The sequence below is a fragment of the Aestuariivirga litoralis genome (genome assembly GCF_003234965.1).
Taxonomy (GTDB): domain Bacteria; phylum Pseudomonadota; class Alphaproteobacteria; order Rhizobiales; family Aestuariivirgaceae; genus Aestuariivirga; species Aestuariivirga litoralis.
The window spans coordinates 190,805-205,212 of record NZ_QKVK01000005.1; the positions used below are offsets into that span (position 1 = coordinate 190,805).

The 14,408-nt window shown below is 67.7% G+C and carries 13 protein-coding genes and 1 tRNA gene; 4 read left to right on the forward strand and 10 right to left on the reverse strand.

The window, feature by feature from the left end:
- Nucleotides 1-6: 6 nt before the first annotated feature.
- Nucleotides 7-1,770 carry an AsmA family protein gene (locus DK847_RS12520; protein ID WP_161957252.1) on the reverse strand — a complete coding sequence of 588 codons (1,764 nt, stop codon included), beginning with the start codon at nt 1,768-1,770 and terminating at the stop codon, nt 7-9.
- A gap of 97 nt (nt 1,771-1,867) precedes the next feature.
- On the opposite strand from DK847_RS12520, the gene DK847_RS12525 reads away from it, so the two are divergent.
- A complete protein-coding gene (locus tag DK847_RS12525) occupies nt 1,868-3,808 on the forward strand; it encodes an acetoacetate--CoA ligase (RefSeq protein WP_111198973.1) in 1,941 nt (646 codons plus the stop codon).
- A 3-nt stretch (nt 3,809-3,811) separates the two neighbouring features.
- Here DK847_RS12525 and DK847_RS12530 read toward each other — a convergent pair whose 3' ends face one another.
- Nucleotides 3,812-5,494: an ABC transporter permease gene (locus DK847_RS12530; protein ID WP_111198855.1), complete on the reverse strand. Its 1,683-nt coding sequence runs from the start codon at nt 5,492-5,494 to the stop codon at nt 3,812-3,814.
- Between the two features lie 7 nt (nt 5,495-5,501).
- Nucleotides 5,502-8,033 carry a PAS domain-containing protein gene (locus DK847_RS12535; protein ID WP_111198856.1) on the reverse strand — a complete coding sequence of 844 codons (2,532 nt, stop codon included), beginning with the start codon at nt 8,031-8,033 and terminating at the stop codon, nt 5,502-5,504.
- 208 nt (nt 8,034-8,241) lie between these two features.
- On the opposite strand from DK847_RS12535, the gene DK847_RS12540 reads away from it, so the two are divergent.
- Entirely contained in the window at nt 8,242-8,700 is a 459-nt protein-coding gene (locus tag DK847_RS12540; protein ID WP_161957253.1) for a phasin family protein, read from the forward strand.
- A 159-nt stretch (nt 8,701-8,859) separates the two neighbouring features.
- Nucleotides 8,860-8,936 (forward strand) — tRNA-His (locus tag DK847_RS12545).
- A 6-nt stretch (nt 8,937-8,942) separates the two neighbouring features.
- Here DK847_RS12545 and DK847_RS12550 read toward each other — a convergent pair.
- From DK847_RS12550 to DK847_RS12575, 7 genes are all read right to left on the reverse strand, one after another.
- Nucleotides 8,943-9,146: a glycosyltransferase family protein gene (locus tag DK847_RS12550; RefSeq protein WP_111198858.1), complete on the reverse strand. Its 204-nt coding sequence runs from the start codon at nt 9,144-9,146 to the stop codon at nt 8,943-8,945.
- A gap of 106 nt (nt 9,147-9,252) precedes the next feature.
- Nucleotides 9,253-9,405 (reverse strand): hypothetical protein, encoded by a 153-nt coding sequence (locus DK847_RS20625; RefSeq protein WP_161957254.1) that lies wholly within the window; start codon nt 9,403-9,405, stop codon nt 9,253-9,255.
- Nucleotides 9,406-9,463: 58 nt separating this feature from the next.
- Nucleotides 9,464-9,703, reverse strand: coding sequence for a hypothetical protein (locus DK847_RS12555; protein WP_111198859.1), 240 nt, complete (start codon nt 9,701-9,703; stop codon nt 9,464-9,466).
- A 61-nt stretch (nt 9,704-9,764) separates the two neighbouring features.
- The gene (locus DK847_RS12560) at nt 9,765-9,938 is read right to left on the reverse strand and encodes a DUF1328 domain-containing protein (protein WP_111198974.1); all 174 of its coding nucleotides are present in this window, start codon (nt 9,936-9,938) and stop codon (nt 9,765-9,767) included.
- A gap of 44 nt (nt 9,939-9,982) precedes the next feature.
- The gene (gene glcF / locus DK847_RS12565) at nt 9,983-11,269 is read right to left on the reverse strand and encodes a glycolate oxidase subunit GlcF (RefSeq protein ID WP_111198860.1); all 1,287 of its coding nucleotides are present in this window, start codon (nt 11,267-11,269) and stop codon (nt 9,983-9,985) included.
- A complete protein-coding gene (glcE, locus tag DK847_RS12570) occupies nt 11,269-12,420 on the reverse strand; it encodes a glycolate oxidase subunit GlcE (RefSeq protein WP_111198861.1) in 1,152 nt (383 codons plus the stop codon). Before glcE ends, glcF begins: the two co-directional genes overlap by 1 nt.
- Complete coding sequence (locus tag DK847_RS12575; protein ID WP_111198862.1) at nt 12,420-13,910, reverse strand: FAD-linked oxidase C-terminal domain-containing protein; 1,491 nt, start codon at nt 13,908-13,910, stop codon at nt 12,420-12,422. The genes glcE and DK847_RS12575 overlap by 1 nt, the downstream gene beginning before the upstream one ends.
- A gap of 91 nt (nt 13,911-14,001) precedes the next feature.
- Between DK847_RS12575 and DK847_RS12580 the strand changes: the two genes are divergently transcribed.
- On the forward strand, nt 14,002-14,382 hold the full coding sequence (locus tag DK847_RS12580; protein ID WP_161957255.1) for a c-type cytochrome: 381 nt from the start codon (nt 14,002-14,004) through the stop codon (nt 14,380-14,382).
- Nucleotides 14,383-14,408 lie beyond the last annotated feature (26 nt).

The following is a 14,408-nucleotide window of genomic DNA, read 5'->3' on the forward strand; positions in this document are numbered from 1 at the left end:
TGCGCTTCAATTGCCTTGCAGCGGTGCGGCTTCCTGCAGGCGCGCGAAGCCACCCTCCGGGTTGGTGAGGATGTTGGGGATGTCGGGATAGACCTGCGGCCTGGCCCACAGCCCCTTGGCGACGACCGGCACCGGCAGCAGCGGCTGGCCGTTGACGAAGCCGCTGCCCGCCATGGCGATGCCCTGGCGCAGCACGTCGAGGATGCCCTCGGCCGTGACGGTGAGGGCCGGGCTCTCCAGCCTCGCATCGCGGATGGTGGCAATGCCGTCGGCGATGGTGGCGCTGGCGTTGAGGTTGTCGAAGGGCGTGGCGCCCGGCGCTGCCTGCCAGCCCTCGAGGATCTTCTGCTTCGCGGCCAGGAACAGGGCGGTGATGTCGACCCCCTGGATGCTGCCGGCGGCGATGCCGATGCGGGCGGTGCCCTTCAGCGTGCCCGCCAGTTCCTCCTGGGTGGTGCCGGTGGCGGAAAGGTCGGCCACCAGGTCGCCCGTGCCGGTGAGCTTGCTTGCCCCGGTGAGCGCGCCCAGCAGCGGTTGCACCGGCGTATCCTCCGCCGCGAGGCTGAGGCTGACCGCCGGCGGCAGGGTGGTTGCATCGGCGGTGATGTCGAGGTTCAGCGTGCCATTGCCCGGCAGCTGCGATTCGACCGTGGCCTGCAGCTTGCCGCCGGCGAGCGTGGCGATGACGCGCGCCGGGCCCGCCGCCACCGGGCCATAGGCCAGCTGCCGCGCCCCGATGTTGAGTTCGGCATCGAAGGTCCGGAGCAGGGCGAAGGGCAGCGGCCTGCGGCCCCAGTCCGTCGCCGTGGCGCCGGCCGCGGGCACGAAGCCGTCGAGCCACAGCGTGTCGGCGGCCAGCCGCGCCTGCAGCTTGGGCAGGCCGCTGCGCAGGTCCACCGACATGTCGCCCACCGCCCGGAAGGCACCGAGCGACAAAGTGGCGTTGCGGATGGCATAGGCGCGGCCGGCACTGTCCAGCGCGCCATCGACAGCAATGCTGGCGCCGACCGCGCTGCCCTCCGGCAGCGGCAGCCCGATGAGGCGCAGCGCCGCGGCCGGATCATCGCTCGACAGGCTGACCGGCCCCGCGAGGCTCAGCACCTTGGCGGTGGCGAGGCGGCCGCTGAAGCTGGCGCTGCCCTCCCGGGCGGAGAGCACCAGTTCGAGCGGCGAGCCATCGGCATTGACGCGCGCCAGCGACTTCAGGTCGGCATCGATGCGCACCAGCCGGCCATTGATGACGGCACTGCCCGCGAAGCCGGCGCCGCCGTCAGCGCGCAGGTTCAGCGTGCCGTCGACATGGGAAAGCTCCATGCTCTGGCCGTTGCGGGCATCGAAATAGCGGAAGCGCGACTGGTCGAGCGTGATGGTCATGGCGCCGGGCGCCTTGCCGGCAAAGTCCCAGCTGGCCTCGCCCCGCTCGCTGACGAGCAGTGCGAACTCGGCCCCCTCGAGGGTGATGGCGGGTGCCGCGGGTGCCGCGCCGAAGAGCTGCCCCAGCGTCACCGGAATGATGGCCGAGCGGGCCATGACGAAGCTGTCGTCATCGGGCTTGGGGCCTGACAGCGCGGCCTCCTCGACACGCAGCGCCAGGGGCGAGAACACCAGGTGCGTGGCGCCGTGCACGGTGACGGCGCGGCCCAGCTGCTGCTGGGCCAGCGCGGCGAGGCCGCCGGCGGCGATGCGCGGCGTGACGAGGACGAAGGCGATGATCGCCGCCGCCACCAGGGCAATTGCCGCGCCAGTTGCAGCCAGCCGTCGGTCGTACATCGGAAACTCCTGAAATCGCGCCGCTTTTGGGCGGGACTTGCGGCCCTTTCGTGACATGACTAGAGCCAAGCGCAACCGCCACCCTGGAGTGCCTTACATGACCGAACGTGCTTTGTGGACCCCCGGACCGGAGCGGATCGCCGCCTCGAACCTCGCCCGCTTCATGGCGCCGCTGGGCTTCACCCGCTTCGAGGAGGTGCTGCGCTATTCGGTGGAGGAGCCCGAGGCCTTCTGGTCGAGGCTGTGGGACTTCTGCGCGGTGAAGGCCGAAACGCGCGGCGAGCGGATCATCACCGACGGCACGAAGATGCCGGGTGCCAGGTTCTTCCCCGACGCACGCCTGAACTATGCCGAGAACATGCTGCGCCGGAGCGACGATGGCGATGCGCTGGTGTTCCGCGGCGAGGACAGGGTGAAGCGGCGGATGAGCTGGGCGGAACTCAACAAGGCGGTGGCGAAGCTCAACCGCGCCTTTGCCGCGGCAGGCGTGAAGGCCGGTGACCGCATCTGCGCCATCGTGCCCAACATGCCCGAATCCATCATCGCCTTCCTCGCGGCCTCTTCGCTGGGCGCCATCTGGTCGTCCTGCTCGCCGGACTTCGGCGAGCGCGGCATCCTCGACCGCTTCGGCCAGATCGCGCCGAAGATCCTCATCACCTGCGATGGCTATTACTATGCCGGCAAGACCATCCGCATGGGCGAGAAGGTCGGCAATGTGCTGAAGGAACTGCCGAGCGTCGAGCGGGCGCTGGTGATCGACTACATCGGCGAGGCCGATGAGGTGGCGAAGCTCTTGCCGGGTGGCCAGTCCCTCGCCGATTTCGTGAGCAGCGAGAGCGATGCGCCGATCAGCTTCGCGCAGCTGCCCCCCGATCATCCGCTCTACATCCTCTATTCCTCGGGCACCACGGGCATTCCGAAATGCATCGTCCACGGCGCCGGCGGCATCCTGCTGAAGCACCTCTCCGAGCATGTGCTGAACACCGACACCAGGCCATCCGACAAGCTGTTCTACTTCTCCACCTGCGGCTGGATGATGTGGAACTGGCTGGTCTCCGGCCTTGGCGCGGGGGCCACCCTGCTGCTCTATGACGGCTCGCCCTTCCATCCCTCCGAGCGCGTGCTCTTCGACTATGCCGACGACGAGGGCATGACCATCTTCGGCACCTCGGCCAAGTACATCGACGCGGTGAAGAAAAGCGGCCTCATGCCGAAGGAGACGCACAGGCTCGACAGCCTTCGCGCCATGCTCTCCACCGGTTCGCCGCTCTCGGCCGAGAGCTTCGATTTCGTCTATGCCGGCATCAAGCAGGACATCCAGCTCGCCTCGATCTCGGGCGGCACCGACATCTGCGGCTGCTTCGTCGGCGGCAACCCGCTGTCACCCGTATGGCGCGGCGAAATCCAGGGCGCGATGATGGGCGTGGCCGTCGACGTCTATGACGAGACGGGCAGGCCGGTGCGCGGCGAAAAGGGCGAGCTCGTCTGCGTCAAGCCCTTCCCCTCGATGCCGGTGATGTTCTGGAACGATCCGGATGGATCGAAATATCACAACGCCTATTTCGCGCGCTTCCCCGGCATCTGGTGCCATGGCGACTTCGCCGAGATCACGCCGCACGATGGCATGATCATCCATGGCCGCTCGGACGCCACGCTGAACCCCGGCGGCGTGCGCATCGGCACGGCGGAGATCTATGCCCAGGTCGAGCAGGTGCCGGAGGTGATCGAGGCCATCGCCATCGGCCAGGACTGGGATGGCGACGTGCGCGTGGTGCTGTTCCTGCGCCTCAGGCCCGGCGTCACGCTGGACGATGCACTGGTGGCCCGCATCAAGAAGAAGATCCGCGACGGCGCCTCGCCGCGCCATGTGCCGGCCAAGGTCATCGCCATCGCCGACATCCCGCGCACCAAGTCCGGCAAGATCACCGAGCTCGCGGTGCGCGACGTGGTGCATGGCCGGGAGGTCAAGAACAAGGAGGCGCTGGCCAACCCGGAAGCGCTGGACCTGTTCGCGGGGATCGCCGAGCTGCAGAGGTAGCCTTCAGTTCGTGCTGTGCGAATCGTGCAGGGTGCGCGACAGCAGGATCACCGGCAGCAACCCCACGGCGACGATGGTGAGGGCGGGCAGCGCGCTCTCCTCCAGCTGGTCGAGCGAGGCCAGCATGAAGACGGAAGTTGCCAGCGTCTCGAAGTCGAAGGGCCGCAGGATCAGCGTCGCCGGAAGTTCCTTCATGCAGTCGACGAAGACGAGCAGTGCCGCTGATGCCAGCGCCGGCCTGAGCAGCGGCAGGTGCACCTCGATGAAGGCGGCGATGGGACCGCGCCCCAGGGTGCGCGCCGCCGCGGCGACATTGGGCGTCACCTTCTGCAGCCCCGTCTCGATCGCCCCGAAGGACACCGCGAGGAAGCGCACCACATAGGCGAAGACCAGCGCCGCGATGGTGCCCGACAGCAGGAGCCCCGAGGAGACGCCGATCTGCTCGCGCAGGAAGCTGTCGAGCGCGTTGTCGAAGGCGGCCAGTGGAATGAGCACGCCGATGCCCAGCACCGTGCCGGGAATGGCATAGCCCGTGGCGGCAAGCCGGATCACCCGCTTGGTGAGGCCTGAATGCATGGCGCGGTTGGCATAGCCGAGGATGAGGCCCAGCAGCACGGCGGTGGCCGCCGCCAGCACCGCCAGCAGCAGCGAGTGATAGACCGCGCTGAGGTAGGTGGCCGACAGCGCATCCTCCAGCCGAGACATGGCGAAGTGCATCAGGATCAGCGCGGGCACCACGAAGCCGATGAGGATCGGAAGCCCGCAGACGACGACGGCGAGTGCGCGCTGCCAGCCATTCAGCCGGATGCGGTCAGGCTGGCGCGGGCGCTGGGCGGGCAGCACGAAGGACTGCCGCCGCCGCGCCTGCCGCTCGATCCACAGCAGCACGAAGATGAACAGCAGCATGACGGCGGAAATCTGTGCCGCGCCGCCGAGGTTTCCCTGCGACAGCCACGTGGTGTAGACGCCGAGCGTCAGCGTGCGGACGCCGAAGAAGCCCGCGGCACCGATGTCGTTGAGGCATTCCATCAGCGCCAGCGACACGCCCACCGCGATGCCGGGCCGGGCGAGCGGCAGCGCCACGTTGCGGAAGGCGCCCCACGGCGTGCGGCCGAGCGCGCGCGCGACTTCAAGCTGCGTTGCCGGCTGGCGGATGAAGCTCGCCCGCGCGGTGAGGAAGACGTAAGGATAGAGCACCATCGACAGCACGAAGATGGCGCCGCCGAGCGAGCGGATTTCGGGGAACCAGTAGTCGCCCTTGGCGGTCCAGCCCATCAGGCCGCGCAGGCCGGTCTGCACCGGCCCGGCATAGCTCAGGAAATCGACATAGGCATAGGCCACGATATAGCCCGGCATGGCCATGGGCAGCAGCGAGGCCCACACGAAGAGCGGCCGCAAGGGGAAGCGGCACATGGTGACGAGCCATGCCGTTCCCGTGCCGACGATGAAGGTGATGACGCCCACCCCCGCCATCAGCGCCACGGTGCGCAGCACATAGCCCGGCAGCACGGTGGAGATGAGGTGCGGCCAGACATTCTCGGTCGGCATCAGCGCCAGAACGATGATGGTGAGAACGGGCAGCACCAGCGCCAGCCCGATGACCAGCGCCGCCACGGCGAACAGCCTTTCGCTCAACGGGCGGGGCGGGCCTTTTGCCGGACCCCTGGCAAGCTGGGCGGCGGTCATGGCGGTGTTACTCCGCCAGCACGCGGGTGGTGGGGAAGGTGACCTCGGCGAGCGTGCCCTTGCGCGGCTCGCTGGCCAGCGCCAGGCGCGCCCGGTTGGCTTCCACCAGCGCCTTGGTGAGCGGCAGGCCGAGCCCGGTGCCCTGCACCTCGCGGCCTTCGGTGATCACGCGCCCGAAGGGCTCGAGCGCGCCGCGCAGCTGGTCCTCGTCCATGCCGATGCCGGTGTCCTTGACGCGCAGCTTCAGCTCGCCATTGCCCATGAGCTGGGCGGATATCACCACCTGGCCGCCGGCATCGGTGAACTTGATGGCGTTGGAGACGAGGTTCAGCAGTGCCTGGCGCATCGAGCGCAGGTCGGCCACCACGTTGGGCAGGTCTGCCGGCATCGACTTCCTGAGCACCACGCGGGCCGCGGTGGCCTGTTCCTGCATGAGCTTCAGCACATAGTCGGCGACGTCGCCGAGCGACACGGCGGTGAAATTGAGTTCGAGCTTGCCGGCCTCGACCTTGGAGAGATCGAGCAGGTCGTTGATGAGCGACAGGAGATGCGCGCCGCTCGCGTGGATGTCCTGCACGTAGCCGCGGTACTTCTCGTTGTCGATCTCGCCGAAGCGGCCAAGCCGCATCACTTCCGAGAAGCCCATGATGGCGTTGAGCGGTGTTCTCAGCTCGTGGCTGACGGAGGCGAGGAACTCGGATTTCTGGCGGCTCGTCGCCTCGGCCTTTTCCTTGGCCTCGCGCAGCTCGGCCTCGGTCTTCTTCCACTGGGTGATGTCGCGTACCACCGCGCAGAAGGCGGCCTGCGAGCGGGTGGCCTGCAGCCGGCCGATGGTGATGAACAGCGGCACCGTGCCGCCGTGGTTCACCAGTGCGGTCACCTCGCGCCCGTCATTGAACACCGCGGCAAGGCCCGGGCCCTGCAGTGCGGCCAGATAGTCGCGCACCACCTTGCGGCTGTCGGGCGACAGGAGGTCGAACAGCGGCTTTCCGGCAACATCCGCGATGCGGTAGCCGAAGATCGCCTCGGCCCCGGCGCTGAAGGTGTGGATCTTCGCGTCCTGGTCCAGGGTGATGATGCCGTCGGCGGCGGTGTCGAGAATGGCGCGCAGCTCCTGGTCGGCGTCGCCAGACTGCTGGCGCATGGGCAGCTGGATCACCTCGGCACTGGCACGCTGTGCCTCGGGCGGGGCGATGGTCTCGACCGTGGCAGGCGCTGCCTCGGGTGCCGGCGGCACGGCGGGCGCCCTGGCGGGCGCTGCGGCCGGCGCAAGGCGGAGCTCCGGCCGGGACAGCGCCGCCGGCAGCAGCAGGAACTGCCGCGCCGGGCCGCCGAGCCACGGGATCACCACCATCTGGACACTGGCCTCGATCTCGCTGCCGCCGTCGGTGACGATCTCGGCGCGCGGCAGCGCCTGGCCGAGCTGGCCGAAGCGGTTGGAGAGGGCCTGGTCGTTGATCACGTCCTCGCCGGTTTCATAGCCGAACAGGCGCGCCGCGGCGGGGTTGGCATAGAGCAGCTGGCCATCCTTGGCGACGAGCACCGCCTCGGGCCGGTTTTCCAGCGGCAGCCGCACCTGGTCGGGAATGCGCTGCAGCTTGCGGCGCGGCGGCGCAGGCGGTGGCGCCTCCGGCGCGGGCGGGGCAGCGGCGCGGGCCGGCGGGCGCGGCTTGGCCTCGCGGATCTCTGCCTCCAGCGTCTTGCCCAGCTTCTCGAAGGCGGCGGCATCGGCCTCGGACAGGGCGCCGGAGCCCGCTGCGGCGGCCCCCGGCGGCGGCGGGGCGGCTTGTGGCGCCGCGGCGGCAGCCGCTGCGGGCTCGGCGCCGGAGAGCTTCAGCTCCAGCGCCCGGCGTTCGGTCACGTCATCGAGCAGCAGCATGGCGAAGGCCGCGCCCTCGGCCTCGCGGTTCAGGCGGCGGGCGGTGAGACGGATGTCGCGGATGCCGATGCGCACCGCAAGGGCGCGGTGCTGCACCACGGTGCCGGCAGCGCCAATGCGCGCCAGCAGCTGGTCCGCCTGGGCCTGCTCGCCCAGCAGGTCGCCCAGCGCACCCCGCTGGTTGGCCCCCAGCAGCAATTGGGCCGCGGCATTGAGGTGACGGAAGCCGCCATCGCGCCCGACGAGAATGGCGGCGGAGGGCAGCAGGTCGAAGGCAGCCGCCATGTCGGCATCGGCCCGGGCCAGCCCCGCGCCGGCCGTGGAGCGGGCGACGGCCAGAACGCCCGGCCGGCCATCGGCCAGCGCATGGATCATGCAGCGGCAGGTGAGGGGGACTTCGCTGGCGGCGGAGGGGAATTTGAGCTCGACCGTCTCCACCTGGCCGCGATGCAGGCTGCGCGACAGGTTCATCAGCGCCTCGACGCCCGGCTCCTGCTCGTCGAAGGGCCGGTCGATGAGGTCGAACAGCGAGGCGCCGCCGAAGAAGGCGATGGCCGCCGGATTGGCCCAGACGATGCGGCCGCGCCCGGCATCCCACAGCCAGGCGGCCTCCGGCACGTCCCTCAGGTCTTCCAGCGTCGGTGTCGCGGCGTCGGCCAAGGCTCACCCCAAAACTTGCGCCCAGATGTTTACGATGGCTTAACCGAAAAAATAAAGGAATTCGGCAACATCCGGTTAATTTTCAGGCGGCCCGGGCGGGCGTGCGCGGCCGCAATGCAATATTTATGTTGCACTGCACAATAATCTGGCCTATATGGTTGCCCATCAGGCAGGCAGAGACCACGCCTGGCCAACAGGAGAAGCACCCATGTCGACCAAGAAGGCCAAGCCCGAAATGTCCACCGAAACCGTGACCAAGGCCACCGAGCAGGTTGCCGAGCAGGTTGCGTCCTTTGCCCAGAAGACCCTCGATCAGGCGCAGGGCGCCTTCGAGAAGGTCTCGGAAGTGGCCCATGGCAACGTCCAGCTGATGGACGCCGCGGCCAATGCCTACAAGAACCGCGTCACTGACATCCAGCTGAAGTCGATGGAATTCGTGCAGCTGAACATCAATTCCGGCTTCGCCTTCGCGCGCAAGCTCTTCGCCGTGCGCGACCCGCAGGAAGCCGTCAACCTCCACCAGGGCTTCTTCAAGGAGCAGGCCGAGACGCTGCAGCGCCAGGCCGCCGAACTCTCGGAGCTGTCGGTTGCCCTCGCCAAGGAATCGATGAAGCCGGTGCAGGAGCAGATGACCAAGTCCTTCGCCAGCCTCTCCAAGGTGGCCTGATCCGCATTGCCGGTGCACGGGCCGTCCTCCCCGGCCGGTGCACCAAACTCCCAAGGCCCGCTCGTTTCGACGCGGGCCTTTTTGTTGGCTTGAAATCCATGCCGACTGGGGCTAGGAACGCCCCCGAGCGCGGGGCCTCGCAGCCCCGCCGCCAGTGATGCCGCCTTAGCTCAGTTGGTTAGAGCACTAGATTGTGGATCTAGGGGTCCCCCGTTCGAGCCGGGGAGGCGGTACCACTCTTCTCAGCGCTTCAGCATCGCCTCGGCCTGGGTGAGATCGTCGTTGATCGCGTCGAGCGACGACATGATGGCGCGCATGTCGCGCTCGTCGCCCATGCCGGCCATGGCCAGCCGCACCACGTGGGTCTGTGCCTTGACGCGGGCCAGCGCATCGTGAAGTTCATCGAGCGCGCCGTCATCCTCGCCGATGGTGATGTCGATATTCACGTCCGTCCCCCTTGCAGCGCTGATTTGCAACTGCAGCCTTCAGAATAATTTGTGACGATGCCATCGCGCAAGCGAGGAAAATTCAACTTGGCATCAGTAACTCTACTTATGACGCTTGGGCAATCCATTGCAGCCACAGAATGGCGGCAAGTGCTGCACCGATCAGTGCACCATCCAGCGGCTCAAGCAGCCAGAGCCCGCGCATCTCCCGGCGCCGGCGGGGCGCGCGGTTCTCCTGATAACGAATTCTCTTCACCATGGCAGCAACTCCCGGCCTAGTACGAAGTCCGGAATGCGAAGCGGGGGACACGGTTCCCTCACTCCTCGCTGGCACGGCGAAAGCCCATGCGCCACAGCAGGTCGGCCGCGTGGCGGCCGAGCCTGTCGACCTGGGCTTCGTCGAGATCCGGCAGCACCACATGTGCTGCCTCGTGGATGGCGATGTCGAGCAGGGTCTGGTCATCCAGCGCTGGGTCGATCTCGATCCGCCATTCATGCGGGAAGGCAAGCCCCCACATGCCGCGGTTGCGCTTGTAGCAGTAGCGGATCCTGCGCATCCCTTTCCCCTGTTCCGTGAAGCAGGGGCGTAACGGGGCACCGGGGGGATTGGTTCGCGCTTCAGAAGATCGCTTCGCCGGCGATGAGCCCCATGATGAGGAAGATCACGAAAATGGCGATGGCGATGAAGAACAGGATCTTCGAGATCTGTGCCGCGCCGGCTGCGATGCCGGTGAAACCGAGCACGCCGGCGATCACCGAGATGACAAGAAAGATGAGTGCCCACTTGAGCATGGCTGCCTCCTGCATTGAGACCGCCGCAACGGAACAGCCTGCCCTCAGGTTCCCGCCAGCCGGGCCGGGCGCGGGCCGCCATAGGCCCAGTCGAGCAGTTCCACCGTGTGGAGGATGGGGATCTTCGTGCCGAGCCCGATCTGCGTGATGCAGCCGATGTTGCCGGTGGCGATGGCCTCGGGGGCGAGGGATTCGATGTTCGCCACCTTGCGCTCGCGCAACCGGACAGCGATCTCTGGCTGCAGGATGTTGTAGGTGCCTGCCGAACCGCAGCACAGGTGACCCTCGGGCACCTCCACCACGGTGAAACCGGCGCGCCGCAGCAGTCTCTGCGGCTCGGTCCTGATCTTCTGGCCATGCTGCATGGAGCAGGCGGAATGATAGGCGAGCCGCAACCCGCCCTGCGCTGCGGGCAGGTCCTGCGCCATGAGGAACTCGGTCACGTCCTTCGCCTTGGCGCTGATGGCCCTTGCCTTCTCGGCATAGGCCGCATCATGGCGCAGCATGTGGCCATAATCCTTGATGGTGGTGCCGCAGCCCGATGCCGTGATGATCACCGCATCGACATCGGCCTTCGTCCACTGGTCGATCGAGCGGCGCGCGCGGGCCAGCGCATCCTGTTCCAGCCCCATGTGATGGGTGAGCGACCCGCAGCAGGCCTCCTCGCCCGAAACGACCACCTCGTATCCGAGCCGCGTGAGCAGGCGGATGGTGGCGGCGTTGATGCCGGGGTCGAGCACGCTCTGCACGCAGCCCATCAGCAGCGCCACGCGGCCCTTCCTCGCGCCCTGTGCGGGATAGGTGCCAGGCTGGCCCATGCGCTCCGGCGTGGGCATGCGCTTCGGCACGAGGCCGAGGAGTGCCGCAATGCGCGTGGCGCCGAAGGATTTCGCCACGGGTGCCAGCGGCGAGGCGATCTTCGCGCCGATCAGCGACAGGCGGAACAGCCCGGGCCGCGGCATGGTGTAGGCCAGTACATTGCGCAGCAGGCGCTCGAACAGCGGCCGCCTGTAGGTCTCCTCCACATGGGCGCGCGCCTCGTCGACGAGGTGCATGTAGTTGACGCCCGAGGGGCAGGTGGTCATGCAGGACAGGCACGAGAGGCAGCGGTCGAGGTGCTTCACCGTCTTCTCATCGGCCGGTTGACCTGACTCCAGCATGTTCTTGATGAGGTAGATGCGGCCTCTTGGTGAGTCGAGTTCGTCGCCCAGAAGCGCATAGGTGGGGCAGGTGGCGGTGCAGAAGCCGCAATGCACGCATTTGCGCAGGATCTGGTTCGCGGCGTCGATGCGCGGGGTGGCCAGTTGTTCGGCGGTGAAGTTGGTCTGCATCAGAGCCCCCGATACATGCGGCCGGGGTTGAGGATGTGGCGCGGGTCGAAGGCGTCCTTCACCCGGGCCGAGAGTGCGGCGAGGGCTGCCTCCTGCGGCTGGAACACATTGACCGCCGCGCGCGTGGCCTCGGGCGCGCGGACCAGCGTCCCATGCCCCGCGCGGAAGCTGCCGCGCACGAGGGCTTCCGTGGCATCATGCGACGGCGGCACTTCCAGCCAGACGAGCCCGCCGGCCCAGTCGAAGAGATAGCGGATGTCGAGCTTGTCCCTCAGTGCGCTGATGATGCCAGGTGCATCCGACGGCGCCACCGAGATGCGCCACAGCGGGTGGCGCGGGTTCCCGGCGAACATCGCGCCGTCGCGGATGGCCTTCCAGGTGGTGGCGGAACTCTTCGCCGCCATCACCTCGATCGGTCGCTTCAGCACCCTGCCCAGCTGGTCGCGGCGATAGGCGACGGAAGGCGCGATGCCCTCGAGGCGGAGGTAGACGGCCTCATCCGGAACGTAAGCCGCAGCCGACACCTCGCAGGGCGACTGCATGGCAAGGCTCATGGCCTCGACCGCCTGCGCGTCGTCGAGGCCCCGCAGCACCACCGTCTCCTCCGTTTCCGGAGCGGGCAGCACCTTGAGGATCACCGAGGTAAGGGCCGCGAGCGTGCCCCAGGAGCCGGTGACGAGCTTCGGCATGTCATAGCCCGTGACGTTCTTGACCACGCGCGCACCGGCCTTGAATGCGTTGCCCGCACCCGTCACGCCGTGCACACCGAGAATGTGGTCGCGCACCGCGCCCGCCTTGATGCGCCGCGGTCCCGACAGGTTGGAGGCCACGAGCCCGCCGATGCTGCCGCTGTGCGCGGCACCGAGCAGGGCGGAGAAATCCGGCGGCTCGAAGGCCAGCTGCTGGCCGCGCGCCGCCAGCATGGTTTCGATCTCCGCCAGCGGGGTCCCGGCCTGGACGTCGAGGATCAGTTCCTCCGGCTCATAGGCGATGATGCCCGAAAAACCCGACATGTCCAGCGTCGCCGCCGCCTGCACCGGGTGGCCGATGTGGCGCCTGGTGCCGGTGCCGATGATCTCCAGCGGCGCTTCCGCCGCGGCGATCATTTCGGCCAGTTCGGCTGGCGTTGCAGGCTTCAGCACGGCACCCATCAGAATCTCGGAATATCCGCGAAGGGGAGTGTTCCGCCCTTCACATGCATGCGGCCCAGCTCGGCGCAGCGGTGCAGCGTGGGGAAGACCTTGCCGGGGTTGAGCAGCCCCTTGTCGTCGAAGGCGCATTTGACGCGCATCTGCTGCGCGAGGTCTCCCTCCGAGAACATCTCCGGCATCAGGTCGCGCTTCTCGATGCCCACGCCATGCTCGCCCGTCAGCACGCCGCCCACCTTCACGCAGAGGCGCAGGATGTCGGCGCCGAATTTTTCCGCGCGGTCGAGCTCGTCAGGGTCATTGGCGTCGAACAGGATCAGCGGATGCAAATTGCCATCGCCCGCATGGAAGACATTGGCCACGCGCAGCCGGTGCAGGCGTGACAGCTCCGCCATGCCCTGCAGCACCTCCGGCAGGCGCTTCCTCGGAATGGTGCCATCCATGCAGATGTAGTCGGGCGAGATGCGCCCCACCGCGGGGAAGGCCGCCTTGCGGCCTGCCCAGAACAGCAGGCGCTCTTCCTCCGAGGTCGAGATGCGCAGCGTCGTCGAATTGTTGGCGCGCGCGATTTCGGAGACGCGCTCGATCAGGTGGTCGACCTCCACCTGCGGTCCGTCGAGCTCGACGATCAGCAGCGCCTCGACGTCGAGCGGATAGTCGGCATGGACGAAGTCCTCCGCAGCATGGATGGCGGGGCGGTCCATCATCTCCATGCCGCCGGGGATGATACCGGCGGAGATGACGTCAGCCACGCACTGGCCCGCGTCCTCGGATGTCGGGAAGCCCACCAGCACGGCGCGCGCCGTCTCGGGCTTCTGCAGGATGCGCACGGTCACTTCGGTCACGACGCCGAGCAGGCCTTCGGACCCCGTCATCACGCCCAGCAGGTCATAGCCTTCCGAGTCGAGATGCTTGCCACCCAACCGGATCACCTCGCCCGTCACCAGCACCATCTCCAGCCCCAACACGTTGTTGGCGGTGAGGCCGTATTTGAGGCAGTGCACGCCGCCCGAATTTTCCGCCACGTTGCCGCCGATGGTGCAGGCGATCTGGGAGGAGGGGTCGGGCGCGTAATAGAAGCCCTTGTGCTCCACGGCCTTGGTGATGGCGAGGTTGGTGACGCCGGGCTGCACCACCGCACAGCGGTTGGCATAGTCGACCTCCAGCACCCGGTTGAACTTGGCCATGCCGAGCAGGATACCGTCGGCCAGCGGCAGCGCCCCGCCCGAGAGCGAGGTGCCCGCGCCCCTTGGCACCACCTTGATGCCATTCTCGTGGGCATATTCCAGCACGGCGGCGACCTGCGCGGTGGTTTCCGGCAGCACCACCACCAGCGGCATCTGGCGGTAGGCGGTGAGCCCATCGGTCTCGAAGGCCCGCATTTCCACGGGCGCCTCGATCACGCCCTCGCCCGGCACGATGCGGCGCAGCGCCGCAGCGATGGCCGAGCGGCGCCGGATCGTGTCCTCGTCAGGGACGGGCATTGTGAGCATGCGTGATCTTTTCGTGAATTGCAGCGTTAAAGGCAGGGGAATTAAACCGCGTCCGACCGCCAATGCAACGAAAGATCAATGGAGTGAAGCCATGACCCGACTGACGATCACGCTCGTGTCGCTGCTGGTGCTGCCCGCCGCCGCACTCGCCCAGGATGCAGGCGATGCCGCCAAGGGCGAGAAGGTCTTTGCCCAGTGCAAGGCCTGCCACGACGTCGAGAAGGGCGTCAACAAGATCGGGCCAACGCTCAAGGGCGTGATCGGCCGCACCGTCGCCTCCGTGCCGGACTACAAGTATTCCACCGCCATGCTGGACTTCGCCAAGACCCACCCGGCCTGGACGGACGAGCTCTTCCTCACCTACATCGAGAACCCCAAGAAGGAGGTTCCCGGCACCAAGATGGCCTATGCCGGCCTGAAGAAGCCGGAAGACCGGGCCAATCTGCTCGCCTATCTCAAGACCAGGCAGTGACCTCATGGAGCCTTGCGGGCGCGCAC